The sequence below is a fragment of the Dictyobacter halimunensis genome (assembly GCF_036245075.1).
The window spans coordinates 2,987,859-3,009,360 of record NZ_BSRI01000002.1; the positions used below are offsets into that span (position 1 = coordinate 2,987,859).

At 51.8% G+C, this 21,502-nt stretch carries 16 protein-coding genes and 1 tRNA gene; 7 read left to right on the top strand and 10 right to left on the bottom strand.

The window, feature by feature from the left end:
- Window positions 1-30: 30 nt before the first annotated feature.
- The 4 genes from AABA21_RS26470 to AABA21_RS26485 form a co-directional block, all read right to left on the bottom strand.
- Window positions 31-405, bottom strand: coding sequence for a hypothetical protein (locus tag AABA21_RS26470; RefSeq protein ID WP_338254853.1), 375 nt, complete (start codon window positions 403-405; stop codon window positions 31-33).
- 427 nt (window positions 406-832) lie between these two features.
- A complete protein-coding gene (locus tag AABA21_RS26475) occupies window positions 833-1,612 on the bottom strand; it encodes an RNA polymerase sigma factor (protein ID WP_338254854.1) in 780 nt (259 codons plus the stop codon).
- A 543-nt stretch (window positions 1,613-2,155) separates the two neighbouring features.
- Window positions 2,156-3,340, bottom strand: a complete 1,185-nt coding sequence (locus AABA21_RS26480; RefSeq protein ID WP_338254855.1) for an AI-2E family transporter — start codon at window positions 3,338-3,340, stop codon at window positions 2,156-2,158.
- Between the two features lie 254 nt (window positions 3,341-3,594).
- Window positions 3,595-3,668, bottom strand: a tRNA-Gln gene (locus tag AABA21_RS26485).
- A 256-nt stretch (window positions 3,669-3,924) separates the two neighbouring features.
- Here AABA21_RS26485 and mdh point away from each other — a divergent pair.
- On the top strand, window positions 3,925-4,851 hold the full coding sequence (gene mdh, locus AABA21_RS26490) for a malate dehydrogenase (protein WP_338254856.1): 927 nt from the start codon (window positions 3,925-3,927) through the stop codon (window positions 4,849-4,851).
- Between the two features lie 79 nt (window positions 4,852-4,930).
- Here mdh and rsmI read toward each other — a convergent pair whose 3' ends face one another.
- Window positions 4,931-5,638, bottom strand: a complete 708-nt coding sequence (gene rsmI / locus AABA21_RS26495) for a 16S rRNA (cytidine(1402)-2'-O)-methyltransferase (RefSeq protein ID WP_338254857.1) — start codon at window positions 5,636-5,638, stop codon at window positions 4,931-4,933.
- Between the two features lie 49 nt (window positions 5,639-5,687).
- Window positions 5,688-7,241 (bottom strand): AMP-dependent synthetase/ligase, encoded by a 1,554-nt coding sequence (locus AABA21_RS26500; protein ID WP_338254859.1) that lies wholly within the window; start codon window positions 7,239-7,241, stop codon window positions 5,688-5,690.
- Window positions 7,242-8,000: 759 nt separating this feature from the next.
- Here AABA21_RS26500 and AABA21_RS26505 point away from each other — a divergent pair.
- From AABA21_RS26505 to AABA21_RS26515, 3 genes are all read left to right on the top strand, one after another.
- Window positions 8,001-9,383 (top strand): helix-turn-helix domain-containing protein, encoded by a 1,383-nt coding sequence (locus tag AABA21_RS26505; protein WP_338254861.1) that lies wholly within the window; start codon window positions 8,001-8,003, stop codon window positions 9,381-9,383.
- A 241-nt stretch (window positions 9,384-9,624) separates the two neighbouring features.
- Window positions 9,625-10,524: an RNA polymerase sigma factor gene (locus tag AABA21_RS26510; RefSeq protein WP_338254862.1), complete on the top strand. Its 900-nt coding sequence runs from the start codon at window positions 9,625-9,627 to the stop codon at window positions 10,522-10,524.
- Window positions 10,525-10,558: 34 nt separating this feature from the next.
- Window positions 10,559-11,605 (top strand): hypothetical protein, encoded by a 1,047-nt coding sequence (locus AABA21_RS26515; protein ID WP_338254863.1) that lies wholly within the window; start codon window positions 10,559-10,561, stop codon window positions 11,603-11,605.
- Here the strand turns inward: AABA21_RS26515 and moaC are convergent.
- The gene (gene moaC, locus AABA21_RS26520; RefSeq protein WP_338254864.1) at window positions 11,602-12,111 is read right to left on the bottom strand and encodes a cyclic pyranopterin monophosphate synthase MoaC; all 510 of its coding nucleotides are present in this window, start codon (window positions 12,109-12,111) and stop codon (window positions 11,602-11,604) included. The genes AABA21_RS26515 and moaC overlap by 4 nt on opposite strands.
- A 468-nt stretch (window positions 12,112-12,579) precedes the next feature.
- Here moaC and AABA21_RS26525 point away from each other — a divergent pair, with 468 nt between their 5' ends.
- Window positions 12,580-12,786, top strand: a complete 207-nt coding sequence (locus tag AABA21_RS26525; protein ID WP_338254866.1) for a hypothetical protein — start codon at window positions 12,580-12,582, stop codon at window positions 12,784-12,786.
- Window positions 12,787-12,854: 68 nt separating this feature from the next.
- Here the strand turns inward: AABA21_RS26525 and AABA21_RS26530 are convergent, their stop codons facing one another.
- Entirely contained in the window at window positions 12,855-14,204 is a 1,350-nt protein-coding gene (locus AABA21_RS26530) for a helix-turn-helix domain-containing protein (protein WP_338254867.1), read from the bottom strand.
- 835 nt (window positions 14,205-15,039) lie between these two features.
- Here AABA21_RS26530 and aroC point away from each other — a divergent pair.
- On the top strand, window positions 15,040-16,203 hold the full coding sequence (gene aroC, locus AABA21_RS26535; protein ID WP_338254868.1) for a chorismate synthase: 1,164 nt from the start codon (window positions 15,040-15,042) through the stop codon (window positions 16,201-16,203).
- Between the two features lie 183 nt (window positions 16,204-16,386).
- On the opposite strand, the gene AABA21_RS26540 is transcribed toward aroC, so the two are convergent.
- A complete protein-coding gene (locus AABA21_RS26540; protein WP_338254871.1) occupies window positions 16,387-16,842 on the bottom strand; it encodes a Fur family transcriptional regulator in 456 nt (151 codons plus the stop codon).
- 354 nt (window positions 16,843-17,196) lie between these two features.
- Between AABA21_RS26540 and fdhD the strand changes: the two genes are divergently transcribed.
- The gene (gene fdhD / locus AABA21_RS26545) at window positions 17,197-18,060 is read left to right on the top strand and encodes a formate dehydrogenase accessory sulfurtransferase FdhD (protein WP_338254873.1); all 864 of its coding nucleotides are present in this window, start codon (window positions 17,197-17,199) and stop codon (window positions 18,058-18,060) included.
- An 84-nt stretch (window positions 18,061-18,144) separates the two neighbouring features.
- Here fdhD and AABA21_RS26550 read toward each other — a convergent pair whose 3' ends face one another.
- A complete protein-coding gene (locus tag AABA21_RS26550) occupies window positions 18,145-21,489 on the bottom strand; it encodes a glucodextranase DOMON-like domain-containing protein (RefSeq protein ID WP_338254874.1) in 3,345 nt (1,114 codons plus the stop codon).
- Between the last annotated feature and the right edge of the window lie 13 nt (window positions 21,490-21,502).

Below are 21,502 nucleotides of genomic sequence, written 5' to 3' on the forward strand. Positions count from 1 at the left end.
CACTTTAGCGGCACAGAGCCTACTTATTACTTATATAAAGGCCCCCGTCTCCAGGTCCAGGAAGGCCGTAAAATCTTGAAGGCCCTGAAGGTCCTGAGCCTCCTGCTCCAGCGTGGTTTCCCCGGCATCCTCTGACGATGCATCCACTGTCGCGGTTTCAATCTCCACAACGGTTCTCTCCTTCGACCCTGCAAAGGAGGGCGCCGCCTGAGCCTCCTGCGCTTGCCGTGCTACCGTGGTCAGTATATCTGGCGTCGAAAATAACAGACCTGGCGTATGATTGTTTTGTCCAGCAACCAGTGAATAATGCTGGTGGCTCGACTTACGAAATACATCGCCCTCTGGAATCATAGCTGCTTCAGGCATCAAAGGTGCCAGCCAGGTAATGGTCCAATCTGTTTCCATTGTCGTTCTCATTGTGCGCAGACCGCCTCCAAAAGCGGGGAGAGGGTGCACATCTCCTTTCGTCTACTGAGCATATGTGATCCATCGTGGGCGACCATTTCTAGATAACGGACGGCTGCACTTGTATTATCCAGAAAGATCAGAAACAGTTATAATTGTACCATAATGCACCAGGCTATGCCGCCTGTCTATGAACGTATGGTACCGATGTGGTTATAAACGTGTTGATATCGGGTGGGTATTGTTAAGGATTGAAGAAAGGGGATACAGATAGAAGATACTAGAGTCGGTCATTGGAAGGTTGAAGGGGATCTGGCAGGATCAGAGAGAAAAGAAGAGGCGGTTATAAACATCGCGCTAGCAGAAGAAATAACATGCGCAATGCAAACCGCCCCTTATGTGTTTATCCATTGTCGCCTCACCATGTTTACGCCGCGGAAGTCGCGAAGCTCACAATATGTTGTGTTGAATGACCTTCTTCGTCCATATTAGAAGCGCGTAGTATGCGACGCAGGTTTGTTAAGGCTGCCTGAATACGTTTCTTAAGTGTATTTTCCGATGTCTGCAGTGTCTGTGACATCTCGGGCAGCGTCATGCTATTGTAGTAGTGAAGAACGATCACCACACGTTGTTTCAGAGGCAGACTTTCGATAGCCTGAGCCAGGTCCCAATCTCTCTCCATACGACCTTTATGGTCATCGGCAGCCTGGGCAATCAGATCGGTTTCCTGCTCTGATAGAGCCTGGCGCATAAAAGCGCTGGTACGTGCCAGACGGCGCTTAAAGCTAATGCACTGATTGACAACGATACGCATGAGCCATGGACGGAGGGCACCGGCCTTGCGCAGATCTCCCAGGTGATGCCAGGCCTGAATCAACGCATCCTGAACCACATCCTCCGCGATATCGCGATCGCCAACGATCATCGCAGCCGTACGAAGCATAAGTGTACTGTATTGATCAACGATTTCGCCAAATGCCTGATGATCGCCCAGAATGGCACGCGCCACCATCGCTTCCTGCTTCAGGAGTTCGGGTTTGTCTAAGGTGTCATCGACATCTTCAACGTCCTCAACAACATCGTTACCAGCTTCTGCATGCTGATTATCGGTCTCATTCTCATCATTTTCCACCGCAGGCGGTTCAGGAACCACATCTAGCAGCGACATAGTCTCCTGAATTTCAAGCTGGGCTGTGGCTGTGGTCATATGAAATTCTCCTCCTGTAGAGATTACTGTGCAAACTATATACAGAAATATAACATAAGGTATACATGCGAACAAGGTGTGCCTGCTCATGAATTTTTGCATGTGTGGTTTTATTCAAAGCGACAGAAAAGAACCGAAAACGAGTAGCGCGGCAAGCAATTTTGAGGGAGGTAACACCGCTGATAGGCGCGATGGGAATCGACGTTAACGCGGCATGAGAAGGCGTTTGACTACAACTTTAGTCTCTTTCTTTCAGGCTTTTAGGGCCCTCATTATAAGGGGCCTGTTGAGACATTGTTAGTGGATATCGTGTGCCACAGCATCATCCGGGCAGGAGAAAATTGGGGAGGATGGATAGGGACCGCATGGAGAGCGATATCTACCCCATAGCAGATATCGCTCTATCATTGCTTTATTATAGAACGGCTTTTAAAGCCAGCCCAGCTATAATTGTTGTATTTTATCTCAGCCTTCTTGACGGCATAAGGTGTCGATGGGCAGAGGATTAATTCTCAGCTGAAGAGTATACAAAGATTGTACAACTTATCGGGTAGGTTGCTCGATATCTACGGTTGGATGGGCGGCGGTCTCAATCGCAACGTCTGCGACATCATCTTCAAGCTGTTCATCGGCGGATAGGAACTGTTCCGGGTGAGATTGACGCCACTCGGTCCAGAACGTGATGATCAAGGCCTGAATGATGCCGGCGAGGGGAGACGCGAACAGCGCCCCCCAGATCCCAAAGAGCTCACCGCCGGCGATCAAGGCAAAGAGCGACACCACGGGATGCAGACCGATGGCCTTGCCGACGATGCGCGGGCCCACCAATTCACCCTCGATCACATGGATGATAACAAAGTAAGCCAGCACGCCAGCCGCGATCCAGACGCTCTGGGTCAGGGCGATTAAGACGCATACCGCGCCGGAAACCAGGGTACCCAGCACCGGCACAAAGGCCATCGCAAAGGCGAGCACGCCCAGCAGGACCGAATAGGGCACACGGAAGATGAGCATCCCGATCCACACCAGTATCCCGATCAAGGCCGCCAGCGTCACCTGTCCACGAATGTAGCCACCAACGACACGCTGGAGGGTATCCAGAAAGAAGCTGGCACGTGTCGCCGTCGGAGTATTATTACGCGCCCAGCGAGCAACCCGGGAGCCATCGATGAGCAGATAGATGCTCAGGACCGCGACCACGATAATATCGATGGCGAAATCCAGGATACTCTGTAACAATGGTAGCGCCTGCTTAGAAAAATCGCCAATAGAGGTGGTCAACTGATGGCGTGCCTGCGCGATCTGATCGGGAGAGATGCCATAGCGAATCAGCGCCTGCTCCAGAGGGGTAGTATGTCCCTGCTGAGGTGAGAGCAGATCCATCAACTCGCGGGAAAGCGCGCCGGCCTGGTGAATGGTTGTCGCGATCGCAAAGTAGATAAAGGTGCTGATGGCGCCGAGAACGACCAGGTACACAATGGTGATGGCCGCGAAGCGCGGCATAAAGCGCTCAAACACCTTGACCGCGGGTGCGATAGCATAGGCTAGAATGGCAGCGATAATAAGCAACAGCAAAGCGCGCGCGATATGGCTGGCGCCCCACAGAATCACCGCGGCCAGCGCGATCCAGGCCAATATAGCCAGAGGAATGTAGAGACGTCGCGCCCATCTGGCCGCCTGCACGTCCGGTTTTTTGGTTTCGGGGAGAAGCCGGGTTTCTTTTGCCACAGTATGATACCTCTGTTTCATCAGAATCTCTATATCAGGTAACGCATCATATAAATAAGATCTTCAAGTATTATGCCATATAAACGTGACTCTGCAATGTATTTGGGAAGTGAAAAACCTCTCATCACAAACTTAATAGATGGAAGAACCAGAAAAGAAGGAAGGCAGTTGATTTCAGCGCTTGCAAGCGCTGAAATCAACTGCCTTCCTTCTTTTTTAGAAAATCAAAAACCGCCTCTGCAGGCGGTTTTATGTGGCTGGGGTACAGGGATTCGAACCCCAATTAACTGATCCAGAGTCAGCCGTCCTACCGTTGAACGATACCCCAATATTGTTTGTTTTGTGTGTTCTCTCGAACGCGTTGTTATAATACTCCATCCATTGATGGATGTCAAGGGTTTTTTAAGAGCTTTCAAAAAATTCGCAGCAATCGATAGAAATCTCAAAAGGTTGGAAAGAAATGGATCGAATAATTGCCATGATGGCCTTTTTAGGCATACAATAGCGGTAGAAGGTTAATGGATCAAGCATCCATTCTATTTCAACAATACATCTTGTATGCGAACAGATGAAAGGATACGTCAATGCGGAGTAAAATCACCGTAGTTGGAGCTGGTTTTGTTGGGAGCACGCTCGTACAGCGTATCGCGGAACGCGACTATGCTGACGTGGTCATGTTTGATATCGTGCCCAACATGCCACAAGGTAAGGCTCTCGATATGCTCCAGGCCGGTCCTGTGCTTGGTTATGATACATTGATTACCGGCACCAATGATTATGCCGATACCGCTGATTCGGATATCGTGGTGATCACCTCTGGTTTCCCGCGCAAGCCAGGGATGAGCCGTGATGATCTTTTAAAAAAGAATCAGGAAATTGTCTCCCAGGTGACGGAGCAGGTTGTTAAATACTCACCAAACGCTATTTTAATCATGGTCACCAATCCACTAGATGCTATGGCGCAGGTGGCGCTCAAGGTCAGCGGCTTCCCGCGCGAGCGCGTCATTGGTATGGCCGGTGTGCTGGACACCTCCCGCTTCCGAACCTTTATCGCCCAGGAGCTGGGTGCCTCGGTACGAGACGTGCAGGCCTATGTGCTGGGTGGGCATGGTGATACCATGGTACCGCTGTCGCGCCTGTGCACAGTGGCCGGGGTGCCGATCTCTGAACTTTTATCAGCCGAGCGCATCGAGCAGATCGTACAGCGCACAAGGGATGGTGGCGCTGAGATCGTCAAGCTGCTCGGAAACGGCAGTGCCTATTTCGCCCCCTCGGCATCCGTTCTGCAGATGCTTGATTCAATCATCCTGGACAAGAAGATGATCATGCCCTGCGCCATCTACCTGCAGGGTGAATATGGTTTGAACAACCTGTTTGTTGGTGTTCCCGCCAAGCTGGGAGCAAAGGGCCTGGAGCAGGTCATCGAGGTTGAGCTACAAGAGCAGGAAAAAGCCCAGCTGCAAAAATCGGCCGACGCCGTCAAAGAGCTGGTTAACGTCCTGGGATTGTAAACATCGTCGGGGAAGGTGCGCGCAGACAAGCGGGGGCAAGCCCCGCACCTACGGCGGCAAGCGCCCGCAAGGGGCGCACCTACGGCTCCTCTTCGGGCATGACGCGCGCATCTTTTCCGCGCGTCATGCCTTCGATGACCACGATATACTCTCCTTTGAGCTTCGTCTGTGAGGGGAGGGATGCCAGCAAGGTTGATAACGTACCTCGCTCGACCTTTTCAAACATCTTCGTCAGATCGTTGGCCAGTGCTGCCGGACGATCCCCCAACACCGCCAGGGCATCTTCAAGGAAGCCATCTAGCCGATAGGGACTCTCATAATAGATCAGCGTATGGGGCGCATCGCGATCCACCTCAAAGAACTTGCGGCGACCCACGACCTTGCGGGGTGGGAAGCCGCGAAAGGTAAAGCTATGGACGGGGAGCCCCGACAGGACCAGGGCCATCACAAAGGCCGTCGGACCAGGGATCATCGTGAAGTCCAATTGAGCCTGAATGGCGCGGCGCACCAGGGTAAAGCCCGGATCCGAGATACCCGGTGTGCCGGCATCCGTTACTACCGCGACCGATTGACCCTGTTTCAGCATCTCCTCAATGCGTTCACCTGCGCGCTGCTCATTGTGCTCATGGAACGCCATCTGCGGCTTCTGAATATCGAAATGCTTTAGCAGCATGCCAGTTTTACGCGTATCCTCACTGGCCACAATATCGACTGAGCGCAGAATATCCAGGGCGCGCAACGTAATATCATTAAGGTTCCCGATCGGGGTAGCAACTAAGTAGAGCATAGATGATTTTTCGACTCCCTATCCATGAATTCTTACCTGTATTGTACTATCACTGGCGAGACTGAGATAGGGTCTCAAGGACTTCCTGCCGCTTAACCTTCAGGGTATGGGTACGGGGAAAATCCTGTTCGGACCAGATCGTAAAGCCTTTCACCTGTTGATGGGGGGCCAGTTGCTTGTTCGTGCTCTGGATGGTGGTCTTCGCCAGGCTCTTATCCTCCATTAGCAGAACGGCATGAACCGTGGGACCCTGATCTTTCTCATGCAAGCCAAGCACCACGGCATCCTTCACACCGTTCTGTGTCTGCAAGACATTCTCAATATCCTCCGGATAGACGTTCATGCCGTTGGCGAGCACGATCAGATTTTTCTTGCGCCCCTTCAGGTACAGATTATGATGCTTATCCATGTAGCCCAGATCGCCCGTTGCATACCAGCCATCATGGAAGGCGGTCGCGGTCGCCTCCTCATTCTGCCAGTATCCCATAGCTACATTTGGACCCTGCACCTGGATCTCACCATCCGCCTCGATACGGAGCGTAACGCCCGGCAGTGGCTGGCCCACCGACTCCAGCGTATGGTCGTGTAGTGGATTTACCGAGATCACGGGTGAACACTCGGTCGCCCCATAGCCTTGCAGGATGCGAAAGCCCATCTCTTCCCAGGCGCGCCCCAGCATCGGCGCAAGATAGGCTCCTCCGCTCACAAACAGGCGGAAATGGCCGCCAAAGCGACGATGGACTGAGCGGAACAAATGGCGCCGCCATGGAAAGGGGGTCCATCTGGCGATTTTATGTAAATTTTTCCACTGTTTCTCTAATTTTTGGCGTCGAACCTCGCGTTCGATACCATTCATAAAAAGCTGCAACGCCTGAGGCACCAACACCATACAGGTTACATGCTGGGTTGCCAGCAAGCGGAACAGTGTATCTGGCACCAGGGAACGAGCATACACTATACTGGCACCCGCGTAAATAAGCGCCATCTCGATGGTCATCTCAAACATGTGAGAGAGAGGGAGGATAGAGAGCGCGCGATCGGCGGACGTAATTTTTACGACCTCAAGGGAAGCAATGGCATTAGAGACAATATTCTTATGGGAGAGCATAACCCCCTTGGGCTGACCTGTTGTGCCAGAGGTAAAAACCAGTTCAGCCAGATCGCTTTCTTCAACTTCTGGTAGCTGAGCTGTAGTTAGCTCAGCAGTTGGTAGAGCATCAATATCGATGAATGGAAGAGAAAAAGACTTCAGGCTTGTATAATTTTTTTGAGTTGTAATCAGAAATGTAGCATCTGTAATTTCTAGCAATCGCTGAAGAAAATCTTCTTTTGTATTTACATCAAGTGGAACGACAACCAACCCCAGCAACAATGAAGCGAAGTAGGCGACCAACCAGTTAGAGCAACTGGCAGACCAGATCATCACGCGCTGACCTTTTGACACATTTTGTTGCTGCAGGTAGCCAGCGAACTGCAGGACACGCTCACGCAACCCATTATACGTCAATGTTGTTACAGCGTTATCTGAACGCGGTTCAAGCAAGGCAGGGCGCGCGCCGAAGCGATCGACGGAGCGCATAAAGAGACGTGGAATAGTATGCATATGCAGACTCAAGCATCCTTTCTCAGGGACAGCAGTGAAACGTTTTACATCATTGTTAGAAAGCGTCCGTTATTTCTCTCACCAGCGCTGGTGGCCCAGCGAAGCCGCAGAAAAGATGGTCCAATGATTGTGCATTATAGTGTAGTTCAGGTGTTTTTGCCAGTCTTTTCGGCCGATTCAATATACAAGATGGAGAGATGCTTGACCTGGCTACAGCATTACTACTTTTCATAGTTATGAAGTTGACATATTGTTTGCTCATTTATAGATTGCTTGCTATCATTTCACAATATGAACTCATGCGTTGATATGTTTTAATAGCTCACCTGATTCAGTATAGTAGGCATGGAAGAAGACTAAAAAGACTGCAAAATAAATGAGTTTTTTATTCAAACAATATTTGATCTGCCCATGCTTCATTGATGTCAAGGATTATATAATAAAGCGATGAAAAAAGTACAATATGGGTTGACTAGAATCGTAGTCTATGTTAGACTACGAAATATGAAGTAACATCTAGCTATTTTCCTTATTGTAGCATTCAGAATGCTTAGAACACTCTCTATTTTTTGAGAGTTATACATGAGAATGAAAAGAATGCGGTAGCAGCAAAGACATCTATGACTTTTGGTAACAATTGCGGCACCTCCTGCTGTATTGTTACGATTTTTTAAGGAAAAGGATAGCTAGTTCAATTAACAATGCTGAAGCTTATAAACGAGAGCGTTTAATATATTACTCATTGAAAGGAACTGTTCCATGCCATCCCTTGAAACTGCAAATGTAGGGAAGGCTGTTGCCGCAAGAGTCGGTACGAATATTCGTGAGGTTCGTACGAAATTGGGCATGACTCAAGCTCAACTAGCCGCCCCCGAATTTTCGATCTCCTATATCTCGGCCATTGAACGCGGCAAGATACGACCCTCCTTAAAAGCCCTCTCCATCCTGGCCCGTCGTCTGGATGTACCACTGACATTTCTCCTCGAAGGGTCTCCCTCGGGCGCAGCTGAAGCGCGTGCGGTTGGTTATTCTCCTGCCGATGCGGGACCTGATCAGCGTGTTGATGTTGAATTACTGCAGGCCAATGTGCTGGTGCAGCAAGGTGATTACGGACAGGCCGAAAAATTACTGGAGCCGATCCAGCCAGACCGTGTCACCACAGACCAGGTGTATCGCCTTTACCTGTTAAAGGGACAGATCCACATGGGTTCGGGTGCATACCAGGAAGCGGTCGTAGATCTGCGTAACGCGGTTGCGCAGGGGGAAGCCCTCAATGACAGTGAATTTATCGAGCGGGCTCGTAACCTGTTAGGCAAAGCCTACTTTTTACTCTATAACTATACCCTGGCTGTAGAAAACCACCAGCGCTGTTACACCGCCATCGAGAACGGCCAGATTACCGACCCGGTCTTCTCACTGGAAGTGTTTAGTAACCTGGCGAACGACTATTTCCGCCTGGGCGATCTCGAAAAAGCGATTGCGTATTATCATCGCGCGCTCGAGACCCTGGATGCCATGAATCGGGATAGCAAGAGCTTCGCCAGAAAGTACATGGACATCAGCCAGCATTACAAGACCGTTGGCAAGCTCGCCATGGCGCGTGAGTATGCCATGCAGAGTCTAGCCATCTACGAGATGCGTGACGAGCAGCGCCTGGTAGGTATGACCCACCAGCGCCTGGGCAAAGCCCTGGAGAAGCAGCAGGATCTGGATGGAGCAGAAAAAGAGTATCGCCAGGCGATCGCCATCGAGCGCGAGCTGAACGACGAGGTTTCCGCCTCCATCTGCCACACGGGTCTGGCTGAATTGCTGCTCAAGCGTGGTGACTCTAAAGATGCAGAGCAGGAAGCGCAGGAAGCCTTAAAGTACGCTCAGGCCGGTGGAGATTCCCAATCGCAGGGCCAGGCCCTCATCGTATTGGCCCAGATTCGCCACCAGTTAGAGGACTATGATGCAGCTGACCAGTACTTCACGCAGGCGTTAGAATTGCTCGACACCTCCAACGCCCATGAGATCGCGGCTGATGCATACTTCCGCTACGCCAACCTATTGGAGGAGCGCGGAGATGTCAAGCGCAGCCTGACCGTCATCAAAAAGGCCTACGAGCACCAGCGCCTGGGCAAACGCGGCGACATCGAATAGTTCGCGAAACCAGCCCGAGAACCGTGGCGCTCCTGATAAGAGGAATGATACTTCATAACATCCTTTATCAGGAGCGCCTTTTGTTGCGTCTCGCACGTGTTCAATATACAATGTACAGGAAAACATCAGCTCGAAACTATGTTTAAATAGTTTCGAGATATATTTGATCCATCTCCATCGTCTAACAGAGATAGAGATACATGCATTTCATAGGATCGGCACCTCGGAGGAAAATCCTGCCATGCCATTTACAGCCAACGATTTGAGGTATCGGGCAGAGCAAAGCTATCCATTACTGTATGCGTACCTGCACAGGAACGCGCAACGATATTTAGGCGCTTTAAAATACGATGCATTTGAAGTTGATACAGTAATCGGGCACGTGGTGGAGCAGCTTGTGCGCCTGGGTATCTTAGGAGGGGAAGATCGAACCCCCCTGACCGCACTGGACCAGTTGACCGATGCCCAGTTTTACGCCTTTCTCAGTCGCAGTGTAAGAAACAAAGCCATCGACCGCCTCAGGAAAAGGCGCCTGCAGGTGAATACGGCGGCCGAACTGGAGGGTGTGGATGAAGAGGAGCCCGATAATCCTCTTTCAGACGCGGTAGAGTCGATATGGGGTGAGACCCCTTTTTCAACGCCTGAAGCGATCAGCATTCATGTCGCCTCGCAGCGCGAATTACGCAATATTCTCAAGCACTGCATCGCTGTCTTGCGCGCCGCGCCCAATCAGCTGCAGGCTGTCATGCAAGAGCTCCAAGAGATAGGAGCCGATGATCTGGTTGATACCTTATCCAAAGAGCTGGACTTCTCCTTTAGCGCCGAACTTAATCCCCATATCAGCCAGCACAAGGATCATGCGCACAAAAAATTACGCAGTTGTTTGCAGCAGCAAAGTTCAAATTTGACAGTTACCATTGCCTTACGTTTAACCATGTATACAACGAAACATTCCACTGATAAGAATGTATACGAGGTAGACGTTCAAACACTCGCGCAGAACGACCTGACCAGGCAGGATGTATGTAAAGGCCTGCATGAGCTCGCTTCCGACGGCCTCCTTGATTGGCATGGCGAGGAGACTGTACAGCTTACCTCGGCACAACTGAAGCGTCTATCGCGTTTCTATAAAGAAGAGTAGAGCCAGATAACTGACACCGAAGGAGAGAATCATAATGAACGACGAAACAAAGTTTGGAGGGACCTCTGACCTCAGGGGAAATTACCACAAACTGGGGCAGTGGCTCCAGCAGGTTTTACAGGCGCCCGCAACAACAGATGGAGAAGCCGGGGTACTGGTAGAAGAGAACGGCAACCAGCTAAAGCTTCAATTAAGCGGGAATTATCATATCTCCTTTTATCAGCAGCTTCCTGATTTCATCATGGCTCTCCTTAACAATGATTCCCAGGCCACGGTCCACTATGCGCCCCTTCTCTTCCACCTGGCCAGCTGTCAGGAATGTCATCATGCTTATCTGGATCTCTATGATGCCATGCGCGCGGCCGTACAGCCGCTGGGGACTCGAGCCTTGTTGGGGCAGGGAACACGTACCCTATCAGCCACGCCCCATCGCATGCTTAGCCACCTCAGCCAGTCTCTGATCAGCCAGGCCGAGGCGGTGCTGCTCCAGGCTCGCCACGAGCATAGCGACAACGACGAAGCGGCTCGCTCGCTCTTACAACTGGCCCTGCGCGTGAGCGCCCATATCACCCAGAGCTCTCTGCGCCAGCAGGCGTTAAAGGAACTGGTACGGGTTGCCACCTTGTTTGGTGGAGCTACAGCGCCGGAGGATCGCGCAGCCAATACCCACGCATATACACCGGTAATGGCCAGCGCGGGCGGCGTACGCCGTGGCAAAACCTTAACGCGTCCAGATAGTGCCCTGCGCGTCAATCCAGCTGATCAAGCCATCATCCACCTGCAGGCCCGGAATGTAGAAGGTAGCGTCATCCAGCGCGGCGAAACGCTGGAACTGCACCTGCAAGATCTCGACCCATCCCTGCGCGGACAATATGTCACCATCTCGGTTTTCCTGGGATCGTTGCTGGAGCCTGTACGCTGGCTGGGAGGAAATCCGCATGCCATTCGTAGCGTGGTTCCCGTGGACGAAAATGGCATGCTGATCACCCCGATTGGACAAACAGAGTTAAGCCTGGCCCAGCCCGAAGAGCGCAATCTGATTGAGGCCATGTTGATGCTGCTAGAAGTGCGAAAAAATTAAAGCCCGGTCTGGCCGGGTTGAAACGTCACTGTGCCGCTCTTGCCACCACTTTTCTGTGCGATATAAGCCTGCTCAAGGGTGATAGTAGTATCCACTCCTTTGCACATATCGTATATGGTGAGCGCGGCCACGGTCACCGCCGTTAGCGCCTCCACATCGACGCCGGTCTTATAGTTGGTGCGGGTACGTCCCTCGATCAAGATCAGACCAGTCTCGCTCTCCAGGGTAAACTGCAGATCAATGTGGGTCATTGGTAGAGGATGGCAGAGAGGAATGATCTGCGGTGTCTGTTTGGCCGCCATAATACCGGCGATTTTAGCTACTTCTAGCACACTCCCCTTTGAAATCTGATTTCCTTCAATCAAGCGCACCGTTTCCGGCCGCAAGCGTACGCGTCCATGGGCGATCGCCTCGCGCACGGTCTCAGGCCTATCGGTAACATCGACCATATGGATATTGCCTTGCTCATCTAAGTGAGTTAATTGCTTTTTATCTGTCGTATCCACCTCGAAAAATCTCCCCTATGTTTTTGATATGTTTGCCTCATTTTATTCTATCTATGCTCCATGTATAGAGCTTCCCCTTAAAGGTATAGACTCAGTGCCTTTAGTATAAGATATTTTACCCGCCTGGAACTGCTACTTAAAGAAGACCTTGATCAGCTATGGGTGATATTGTACCGCAGGAAACGTATTATATTGATCCCTTATTTGTGCTCGTGTTTGCAGTCAACAATTATGATAGCATTGTTCCCATATTACCTTATGTAGCGCACCCTCCTGATAAGAGATAGCTTCTGAAGCGAGACGCGCTCAGTATATGTGTTCCTGACATGCTGTAAAAAGCAGTTGGAGACAGCCTTTACCCACGGCCGCAGGCCCATCAATGGGAATGATTCCATTTCCAGCGGCATTCCAGGCGGCTACGCTCATCCAAACGAATGGCATGGTGTTTATAGCTCTACGAGGAACTATATGAGTGAGGAACATCAGGATAAGAAGGATAGCAAATTAACGGCAGCCGATAATGAACTCTGGATACCTCCACGATTAGCCAAAGATCGCAAGAAGCTTGAGCGCCTGCCGAAAAAAACATTTATTCAGAGAATAGGGCTTGCTGGAAAGACCCCACTAGAAATATTTCAATTGTTACTTCTGATAAGAAGCATGATCGAAAATTGACAATCGGGATCAGCGCCGTTCCGATGCCGCTGACCATCCGATTGTCAATTTTATATGGTAAAAGTACTTTATCGCCCCAGTTTTTGGCGGCTCTGGAAGGCACGTCTGATGTGGGTAAAAGCCTCGCGCTCCCGGCCCAGTTCCTCAAGGAGTTGTGCGTAGCGAACAGACTCATCCGCCAGTTCTTCGTGACTTCCCAGGCGTTCTAGCATATCCAGACCCTCAACGAAATGTCCACCCCCCTGATCATAATTTTTCAGTGCATACTCTATTCTGCCGAGAACAATCAATGTATCTGCCGTAATGATTGTATCGCCGAAGCTTTGCGCCATCTCATAAGCCTGCCGGGCATGTTGTTCAGCTCCCTTGAGATCTTGTTGCGCAAAGTACCATTCGGCATTGCGGGCCAGCAGGCTGGCCTGAGTCAATTGATCTCGGGTAACGGCAGGAGATTGTAAGGCGCTATCCAGATAGTCACGCGCCCGCTGGCTATCGGTCTGCATCACAGCGTGGCCCAGATAATGATAAAGCTCACTGCGTAAGCGTTTGATGATATCAAAATTGTGTAATTGAATGCTTTTATAGGCATACAACATAGCCAGTTCATTATCTTTAGCGGCAGCATAATATTGACTGAGATTTGTGTAGGTAGCCTGAATACTTTGTGTAGTTGTCAGTTCTTCAGTAATAGAGAGAGCTTTATGAAAGGCATCCAGGGCCTGCTCAAAGTTTTCCAGACGTGTATAGTGCTGGCCCATCTGAATATAGATTTGAGCGCTAAAGAACGGATCCTGTGTTCCGCTCTCTTCAAGCTGGTTAAGGCAACGCTGATGAGCCAGCAAAGCCTGTGCATAATTGCGCATGGCGGCATATGTCAATGCTAACTGATGAAGGATGCGCAGATGCAGATATTGCGCGTTCAACTCTTTGGCGATCTGCGTCGCCTCAGCGAGAACGTATTCGCTTTCCTGGTACTGATTGTCCTTATAGTATGCCCAGCCCATGAGATAGCGAAGCTGTAATTGATGGTGACGTTTCAAGCGCTTGTTTGAGGTATGTTCGAGCAATGTGATTGCAGATTGAGCTTCTCCTTGTATAATTAGAATTTGTGCATCAAGTAGATCTAATTCTACCTCATCCTCTTCTCGTTCGCTCAAAGCTGCGGCAGCGCTGGCACGTTCTTCCTGCTGAGATTTGCTAGGAAGGAGTTGAGTTGAGCTCATTCCAAGACGGCTGGCAAGAATTTCCAGAGCGCGGAGGGACGGATGGATCTGCCCGCGTTCAATGGCTGAGATGTAACTGACTGAGAAATCAGGGGCGGCAAGTTGACTCTGTGTATAGTGCTGAGTGATGCGCGCAGCCCGTAATTTTTCCCCTACCGTTTTGCCAATCTTAGCTGATGGTTGCTCAGGGGACATGTTGACCTCCTAGATGTAAATTTTTTTTAACGAGAGAGTCAATAAATACACAAAATCCTGGTCAAATGTATTGTAAAATACACTTATGTATGGTGTCAATATGTTAGTGCAATCTGCACTAGAAAGATACTGATATATGATAGCTTGTGTTACAAGTACAGTTCTTAATTTACGCCCCTAATGATAATGCAAACAGTGGATGCTTCAATAATCAAATTAGTCAAATCACCAGAAAGAATGTTAGATATTCTCAAGCTATCATGCGAGCAGGTTCGCTTTTTGCTGTATTTTTACTGCTTGCTTTGTCGCAAAGTTATGTTGAGAACCGCTATCAGGAACGTTTATACATGATACATGCTGGTCGCTTGAATGAGAAATAGTTGTATCTTCTTTCAACTAAAACAGCCTGCTTATTACACAAGTTATAAGAATGACCTCTGTTCTCGCTCTACTTTTTTTCAGCTAATATAAAAGCGAGGGCGCTTTAGAGGGACTGATATTACAGACGTTATATATAGAGAAACCGTTTCTGATCCATTGATTGGCGGCCGCAGTGTTGGTACAGAATGATAATGGATGATTTGTCTGTTGACGAAAATGTTGGGTTTTTTTACAATGTCGTTAAATCATTGGGGCTCAAATGTCACCTGTTGTACAATTGGGCTATAAGCCGATGGCATATGCAGGTTATTGATTGCGGCTCCACACTGACGGCGTTGTGGAGCCGATGGCGGCGCTGGCAATGAAGTAGTATGTAACTAAAGATATCCGGATGTGAAAACTGGTCCTGTGCATAGCGAATAAGGCAGTATTCAGGTTTGAGGAGTGCGCAAGTATGTTTCGTTTCTTAACGGCAGGAGAATCGCATGGTCCCTGCTTAACCATGATAGTTGAAGGTCTGCCCGCGGGTTTAGAGGTCAAGAAAGAGATCGTCGATGCTGATTTACGCAGGCGCCAGGGAGGATACGGACGCGGGGGACGAATGAAGATCGAGAAGGATGCCATCCGTTTCCTGTCTGGTGTGCGCCATGGTAAGACGTTGGGCTCACCGATTACATTGCAGGTGGAGAATCTGGACTGGGTGAACTGGGAAGAGCGCATGAGCGCGGCCCCAGTTGAGGCGGAGACTGAGCCAATCACGCGTGTTCGGCCGGGGCATGCTGATTTTACCGGCTCAATCAAATATGGTCATGACGACGTACGTAACGTCATCGAGCGCTCCAGTTCGCGTGAGACCGCCTCGCGTGTCGCTGTGGGCGGTTTATGCCGCCAGTTTTTAGCGCAGTTTGGTATCAGCGTACACAGTCATGTGCTCTCAGTCGCGGGCGTTGGTTATGAGACTTCCCGTGCTATGACTGCTGATGCATATCCAGAGGACATGTGGCGTCAGGTTGAAGAGTCGCCGATGCGCTGCGCAGACGCCACACTTACCGAGAAAATGATCGCGCGTATTCTGGAGGCCAAGCGCGAGGGCGACACCTGCGGTGGCGTCTTTGAGGTGGTGGCGTTTGGGGTACCGATCGGCCTGGGATCTTTTAGTCAGTGGGACCGCCGTCTGGGTACGCGCGTGAGCATGGCGATGATGAGTATTCCATCGGTAAAGGCAATGGAGATCGGGGCGGGTTTTGAAACGACCCGTACCACCGGTTCACATGTACACGATGTCCTGCGTCATGAAGAGCAAGGTGGCTGGTCACACCTGACAAATAATGCCGGTGGTATTGAAGGCGGCATCTCGAATGGAGAGCCCATTGTGGTTCGCGTCGGCGTCAAGCCTATTCCTACTCTGGCGCATCCACTCCCCTCAGTAGACCTGGCGACCAATGAGAATATCGACCAGAGCCGTTATGAGCGTAGCGATGTATGTGTAGTGCCCGCCGCAGGAGTTGTGGGGGAGGCTATGATGGCTATCGTCCTGGCTGAAGCGCTGCTAGAAAAATTTGGCGGCGACAGCATTGAGGAGACGTTGCGCAACTACCGTTCCTACCTCCAGCAATAAAAGAGATGTGGCTGGTGCCAGTCTGGGGAGCGCTGACGCCCCCACCTGTATTTGATCATGAGTGATTGATGCAAAACGCACGGCGTATGCGCCGTGCGTTTTGCATCAATCACTCATGATAGGCTGAAGTCTGCAAAGAGTATGAGGGGCTGCGTCCGTGGTGATAGGGTGATATTGAGAGGGTTATGCTTGCGTTGGTTCCTGCTGGATTTTTTGCCAGCACTCATGGCAGTAGCCGGCGGCCATCAGTTCCAGAGAGAGGCCGTGAAAGTGGTACTGTTTCTGGAGCTGCTCATTCAGGTTGCCCAGTAGCTCTTCGTCGAGATGGAAGGTCGCTTTACAGCGGCGGCAGATCAGATGGTGATGGGCCTGTTGCCCCTCGGCTGTCTCATAGAGGGGTTGTTCGCCAGGGAGGTGGCTTTCACGCACCAACCCAACATTTTTGAGCAATTCAATCGTGCGGTAGATCGTAGATAGGCTCACGTACGGATTCAACTGTTGGACGCGCTCCATGATCTGATCGATGCTTAAATGTTCGTCAGCTTCTTGAATGACTCGAAGAATCATGTGGCGCTGTGGCGTAAGGCGGTAGCCGCGCTGGCGCAATAGATCATTACTCGATTGAAGGAAAGAATGCATCTCTGGTTCCTGTCGTGATTGCGAGTGCGATAATATGTTGCGCATATCCTAGCACGTGTAGTGTTGACAGTCAACGGCCCGTTATTCCTGCGAGAAAGGTGAGGAAGAGCGTTTATTTTCAGAGTGGGCCTACTCTCGTCATATTGGGGCGCGTGAGCGCCTCGCACTCGCGTCCGCTGCGCGGCCGCACTGGTTTTTATAGAGGTGCACGGGGTGCGCATCCGCGCACCCCGTGCACCTCTATAAATTAGAGAGTTGTAATTATGGTACACTGAGGACGTATCTACTTGTTGGGTACGATGGTTTTTTCAATTGCTGGCAATGTGGTGCGCGATTTTGATGAGGAGCGGTTTAATGACTCTTTTTCATAGCTGGCGTTCAGAGCTAGATCCCGAACGCGTCATGGAAGTGCAGGTTCAGCACTGGAAGGATGAGGCAGCTACATCCAGGGAAGAACATGTGACGGTCGAAGAGCCGTTTGAAGTGCGTCTGGGAGATCAAAGCCTGGCTGTAATTATGCGTACTCCCGGCCATGATGTCGAGCTGGCGCTTGGCTTTTTGCTATCCGAAGGCATTATTCAAGGGCCACAGGATGTAATAGACGTGAAGAATGCGCAGGATGAGGATGGTCTACCGCTCGAAAACGTCGTCAGTGTAGCCCTGCGCCGAACAACTTTTCAGGATGCTTTGCAGCCACAGTCGCCGAAATTCGAGCGTCACTTCGCCGTTTCCGCCAGCTGTGGGTTATGCGGAAAGAACAGTATAGCGGACCTGATGCTATCCGTCCCGGCCCTGGAAGCAGACGAGCTACGTATCTCCTTTGAAACATGTTATGGGTTGGCCGCGCGTTTGAATGCCGAGCAGGCTGTTTTTCGACATACAGGAGGTCTGCATGCCGCCGGCCTCTTTACACATGAGGGTGAATTGCTGGCGCTGCGTGAAGATATCGGACGGCACAACGCTGTCGACAAGCTGATTGGTTATGGACTGGAAAAAGAGCTCTTCCCCTTCAAGGAGCATATTCTTATGGTCAGCGGGCGCACCTCATTTGAGATTATTCAAAAGGCTCTGCTGGCACGCATCCCTTGCATAGCGGCCATCTCCGCACCCTCCAGCATGGCGGTCGAGCTGGCCGAGCGGGGTGGCATCACCCTGATTGGGTTTTTGCGCAACCGGTCCATGAACATATATACCCATCCCGAGCGCATCATTCACTGAGCGAGCTATTCCACCAACAAAATGAGAGAAGCGGGCAGCCATCAAGGCTGCCCGCTTCTCGTTAATTAACGAAAATGCATGACGTCAGGGGATAACCACATCCTGTAGTACAACGGGATGTTTGGTGTAGTCCAGTTCATCAGACTGGCTGACCCCTGCCGGGGTGATGGTGTCCATAACTTTAGGCACCGTATTGGGATCAACCGTACAATGAGGATCGCTACTGGTGGTGGCACAGACGCCGAAGGAATACGCGCCCGGCGTAGCCGTAAAGGCGCGCGCCTGGTCCGGGCTGTATCCATCCTGCCCCGTCAGGGTTACGGTAAAGCCCCAGCCGGAGCCAGGGGTGCCAAGGGTAGCTTTCGACACACTGAAGGTGATATAGCGCGAAATCGCGTTGGCGCTGACCTGTACGGTCCCCAGGGCCGTACCGTTGGCATCGATGTAACGCTGACCAAAGCCCTGTACCTCGATGAGCTGGTTCCAGGCGGCTCCGGGCGCGATGGTATAGTTCCGTTGCGGATAGGATGCTGCCGTAGAGGTCTGGCTGGCCGTGGGATTATGCACATAGACATCCACTAGCTGCGCGCCCAGCGGACTCCCGAAAGTCGGGGTGAGATCGCGGGTCTGCAGCTTGAAGATGATATTGGTGCCGTCATCATAGATGCGGAAGTCCTGGATATCATAGGCCCCGGCATGGAAGTCAGACGCGGTTGGGTAGGCGTAGTTGCCGGGACCGTTGTCATCGTTGCCGGGATCGCTGGCATCATAGACAAGTTTGCCAGGTGTAAAGTCATAGACGACGGTGCGCTGATCGTGCGCCGTTGCCCCGCTCGGGCTGACCGCCACCGTATTCAGCACGGTTGTACCGCCGGTAATCGGTAGCGAGGCGCTGAATGACCCATCCACCGCCACCTGCGCCTGCACTGTGCTGGTCTGATTCTGCTGATCAGTATTGGTTGCGGAAACGTAGACCGCGTTGCCCGGCGCGGTTTTGCCCGTAACGACAACAGGTGATGAGCTAACTGACGAGAGATTGGTTGGAGCCGTCACGCTCAGCTGCGTTTGACCTACCGGGTGGGTTACGTAGCGATTATAGGTGTTCTGCGGCTGTTCGAGCAGCTTATTGGATAGTGTATCGTTGAACAGGCGCACATATGAAGCGACAGCCCAGGTCAGTGGAGATGCGGAGCCATCAGGCTTGCCGGTCACAAAGCCAATCGAGGCGACTGTAGGATCGGTACCATACGGAGACGCGGCCAGATTCGGCTGCTCCCAGATCTGTTCTGGGAGCAGACCCACTCCGGACGTTGATTTCTGCAGGGTATCCAGCAGCGAGACCGCTGTGCCGATATCCCCGGTTGCCAGTTGATACTCGCCACGTTCGGCTCCCAGAACCGGCCATGGATGGCCGCTACCTTTGCCGCTGGGTGCCCACGGATGTCCATCCTGAGCTCCATCCCCATAGCCATCGCCATTGTAGCGATACCAGGCGGGACCATTGGGGGTTTGTACCTTGATGGTCTTATCAACCACGGGAAGCGAGTTTACCACATCTTTGTCGCTGGCCGACAGCTCGCCCAGGCGTACCAGGTCCAGGAAGCCCGCATCGATAACCGAGCGCTGATCCAGAGTTGGGCCACCATTGCCCAGATTATAGGAGATGGCCGCGTTTGGATCACCCGTCTTCGAGAGCCGGATGAAGTAGGGCTGCGAGGAGAGCGGGCCATTGGTGGTTACGGTCCATTTTTTGATGGAGCGCTGCCAGTCATCCGCCACACCAAGCCAGAGATTGGCGCTCTGCAGATCATTATTCTTGCGCGCGATATCGGCGGCGGCCACCAGCCCCGCAATCTCGGCGGAGATTGTCGAGGGAGAGTAGCCTCCCTGTTCCTCCCAGCGTTCCACGCCAAAGGAGGGACCATGGCTGACCACAAAATTGGCCGCGCGTTTGATGTGGTTTTGATAGAGATCGCTGCCAGTCATGCCCATCTGGTCGGCCATCAGAATAGGGTAGCTATTCTCATCCAGTTGGGTGTTGAACGAGTCGGGCGCGACCTTACCATTGAGCAGGCTATTGCGAGGGAACGAACCGTCCGCCTGCTGCTGATGATAGAACAGGAAGTTGACCGCGTCACGGGCGGTCTCGCGATCGCCATCGGTGAACAGGGCGGTCCAGGTCTCATAGAGGTCGCGCGCGAAGACCTCGCGATACGAACCGAAGTAGGTATTGTTCGGATCGCCCGCCGATGTCGCCTGTCCCCATGGGGAGGCCAGGCCGGCTACGAGAGCGCCGGGGAACGTTTTATCCTCCGATGCCTTCACAACGTTGACGCTGAGATAATATTCATTGAGAAGGCGCGCGAAATCGATGCTGGATTGCGACTTCGCAGCGGGGAAGATACGCCGCAGAGTCAACTTCGCGTCGTATTGCAGCCAGCCGGCGGTATACTGCGCCAGCACAGCATTGAAGTTCTGCCTCAGAGCGTCCTGCACAGTCTTCACGGCCTCCGCCTGCGACTGACCAAAGCCGAGTCCCAGGGTCAGATCGCCGCCATGCGAGATATTGGCCTGCACGGTCTGCACCACATTGCCATTGGAGGCTGTATTATACAGCGCGCTGAGCGTATGCGAGGTATCGAGCTGCTTCAAACCATCGCTATCAGTCCCCACGAAGCCACTTGATACCTGGGTGAAGGGAGACGAGGCATCCAGGGCGCTATAGACCGGGACCCCATAGTCCCGATTGACCGCGTTGGTTTTAGTCTGGGTATCGAAGGCCACGGGCAGCATGTGTCCGTTTGATGTCGCCAGCGTCGCATTGTCTGCGCCACCATTGCCGGTGCCGCCGCCACCATTGCCATTGATAGTGGGATCGTAGCGCAAATAAAGCTTATACGCCGAAAGCTGTCCCTTGAGCGGCTCAAAATGCAGCCGCATCAACACGGCATTGCGCGCGGGATCGGTCACATAGTCCGTCACCACCCGATACTTACCGCTTTTCGCCGTTGAAGTGATGCGACATGCCAGGGTGGGACCATTCAGCTCCTGCACCGTATAGGTCGTATCACGGGTTTGAAGATCGGTGAATGTGCTGCCGTCGGTCACAACGAATTGCAACGTCTTCACATTGGTATTATCGATGGTCGGATAATAGACATCGCTCAATACGCCGTCAGCCAGGGTGAACCAGACCTTAGAGGTGGTATTTCTGGCCGTCCCGACGCAATCTTTACGCGCCAGGTCGAAATACGAGAGATCGCCAGGACCGCCAGGAGCGGCCGCGGAACTGGCGGCACTCACTGATGAAGAGGAACGTAAGGCTTGAGCTAGAAGGAGCAGTAACATGCAGAACAATAGAAATATACGCCAGGAAGTTGAGTGTGGATGCGACATCGCATCAAGGGTATCCCTACCATACTTACGCATACATATTTTGTCC

Excerpts from the sequence above, each read along its gene's own strand:
- AABA21_RS26500 (WP_338254859.1), bottom strand. The coding sequence starts at position 7,241 with ATGCATACTATTCCACGTCTCTTTATGCGCTCCGTCGATCGCTTCGGC.
- AABA21_RS26505 (WP_338254861.1), top strand. The coding sequence starts at position 8,001 with ATGCCATCCCTTGAAACTGCAAATGTAGGGAAGGCTGTTGCCGCAAGA.
- aroC (WP_338254868.1), top strand. The coding sequence starts at position 15,040 with ATGTTTCGTTTCTTAACGGCAGGAGAATCGCATGGTCCCTGCTTAACC.
- rsmI (WP_338254857.1), bottom strand. The coding sequence starts at position 5,638 with ATGCTCTACTTAGTTGCTACCCCGATCGGGAACCTTAATGATATTACG.
- AABA21_RS26470 (WP_338254853.1), bottom strand. The coding sequence starts at position 405 with ATGGAAACAGATTGGACCATTACCTGGCTGGCACCTTTGATGCCTGAA.
- AABA21_RS26540 (WP_338254871.1), bottom strand. The coding sequence starts at position 16,842 with ATGCATTCTTTCCTTCAATCGAGTAATGATCTATTGCGCCAGCGCGGC.
- AABA21_RS26510 (WP_338254862.1), top strand. The coding sequence starts at position 9,625 with ATGCCATTTACAGCCAACGATTTGAGGTATCGGGCAGAGCAAAGCTAT.
- AABA21_RS26475 (WP_338254854.1), bottom strand. The coding sequence starts at position 1,612 with ATGACCACAGCCACAGCCCAGCTTGAAATTCAGGAGACTATGTCGCTG.
- mdh (WP_338254856.1), top strand. The coding sequence starts at position 3,925 with ATGCGGAGTAAAATCACCGTAGTTGGAGCTGGTTTTGTTGGGAGCACG.
- AABA21_RS26550 (WP_338254874.1), bottom strand. The coding sequence starts at position 21,489 with ATGCGTAAGTATGGTAGGGATACCCTTGATGCGATGTCGCATCCACAC.
- fdhD (WP_338254873.1), top strand. The coding sequence starts at position 17,197 with ATGACTCTTTTTCATAGCTGGCGTTCAGAGCTAGATCCCGAACGCGTC.
- AABA21_RS26515 (WP_338254863.1), top strand. The coding sequence starts at position 10,559 with ATGAACGACGAAACAAAGTTTGGAGGGACCTCTGACCTCAGGGGAAAT.
- AABA21_RS26525 (WP_338254866.1), top strand. The coding sequence starts at position 12,580 with ATGAGTGAGGAACATCAGGATAAGAAGGATAGCAAATTAACGGCAGCC.
- AABA21_RS26530 (WP_338254867.1), bottom strand. The coding sequence starts at position 14,204 with ATGTCCCCTGAGCAACCATCAGCTAAGATTGGCAAAACGGTAGGGGAA.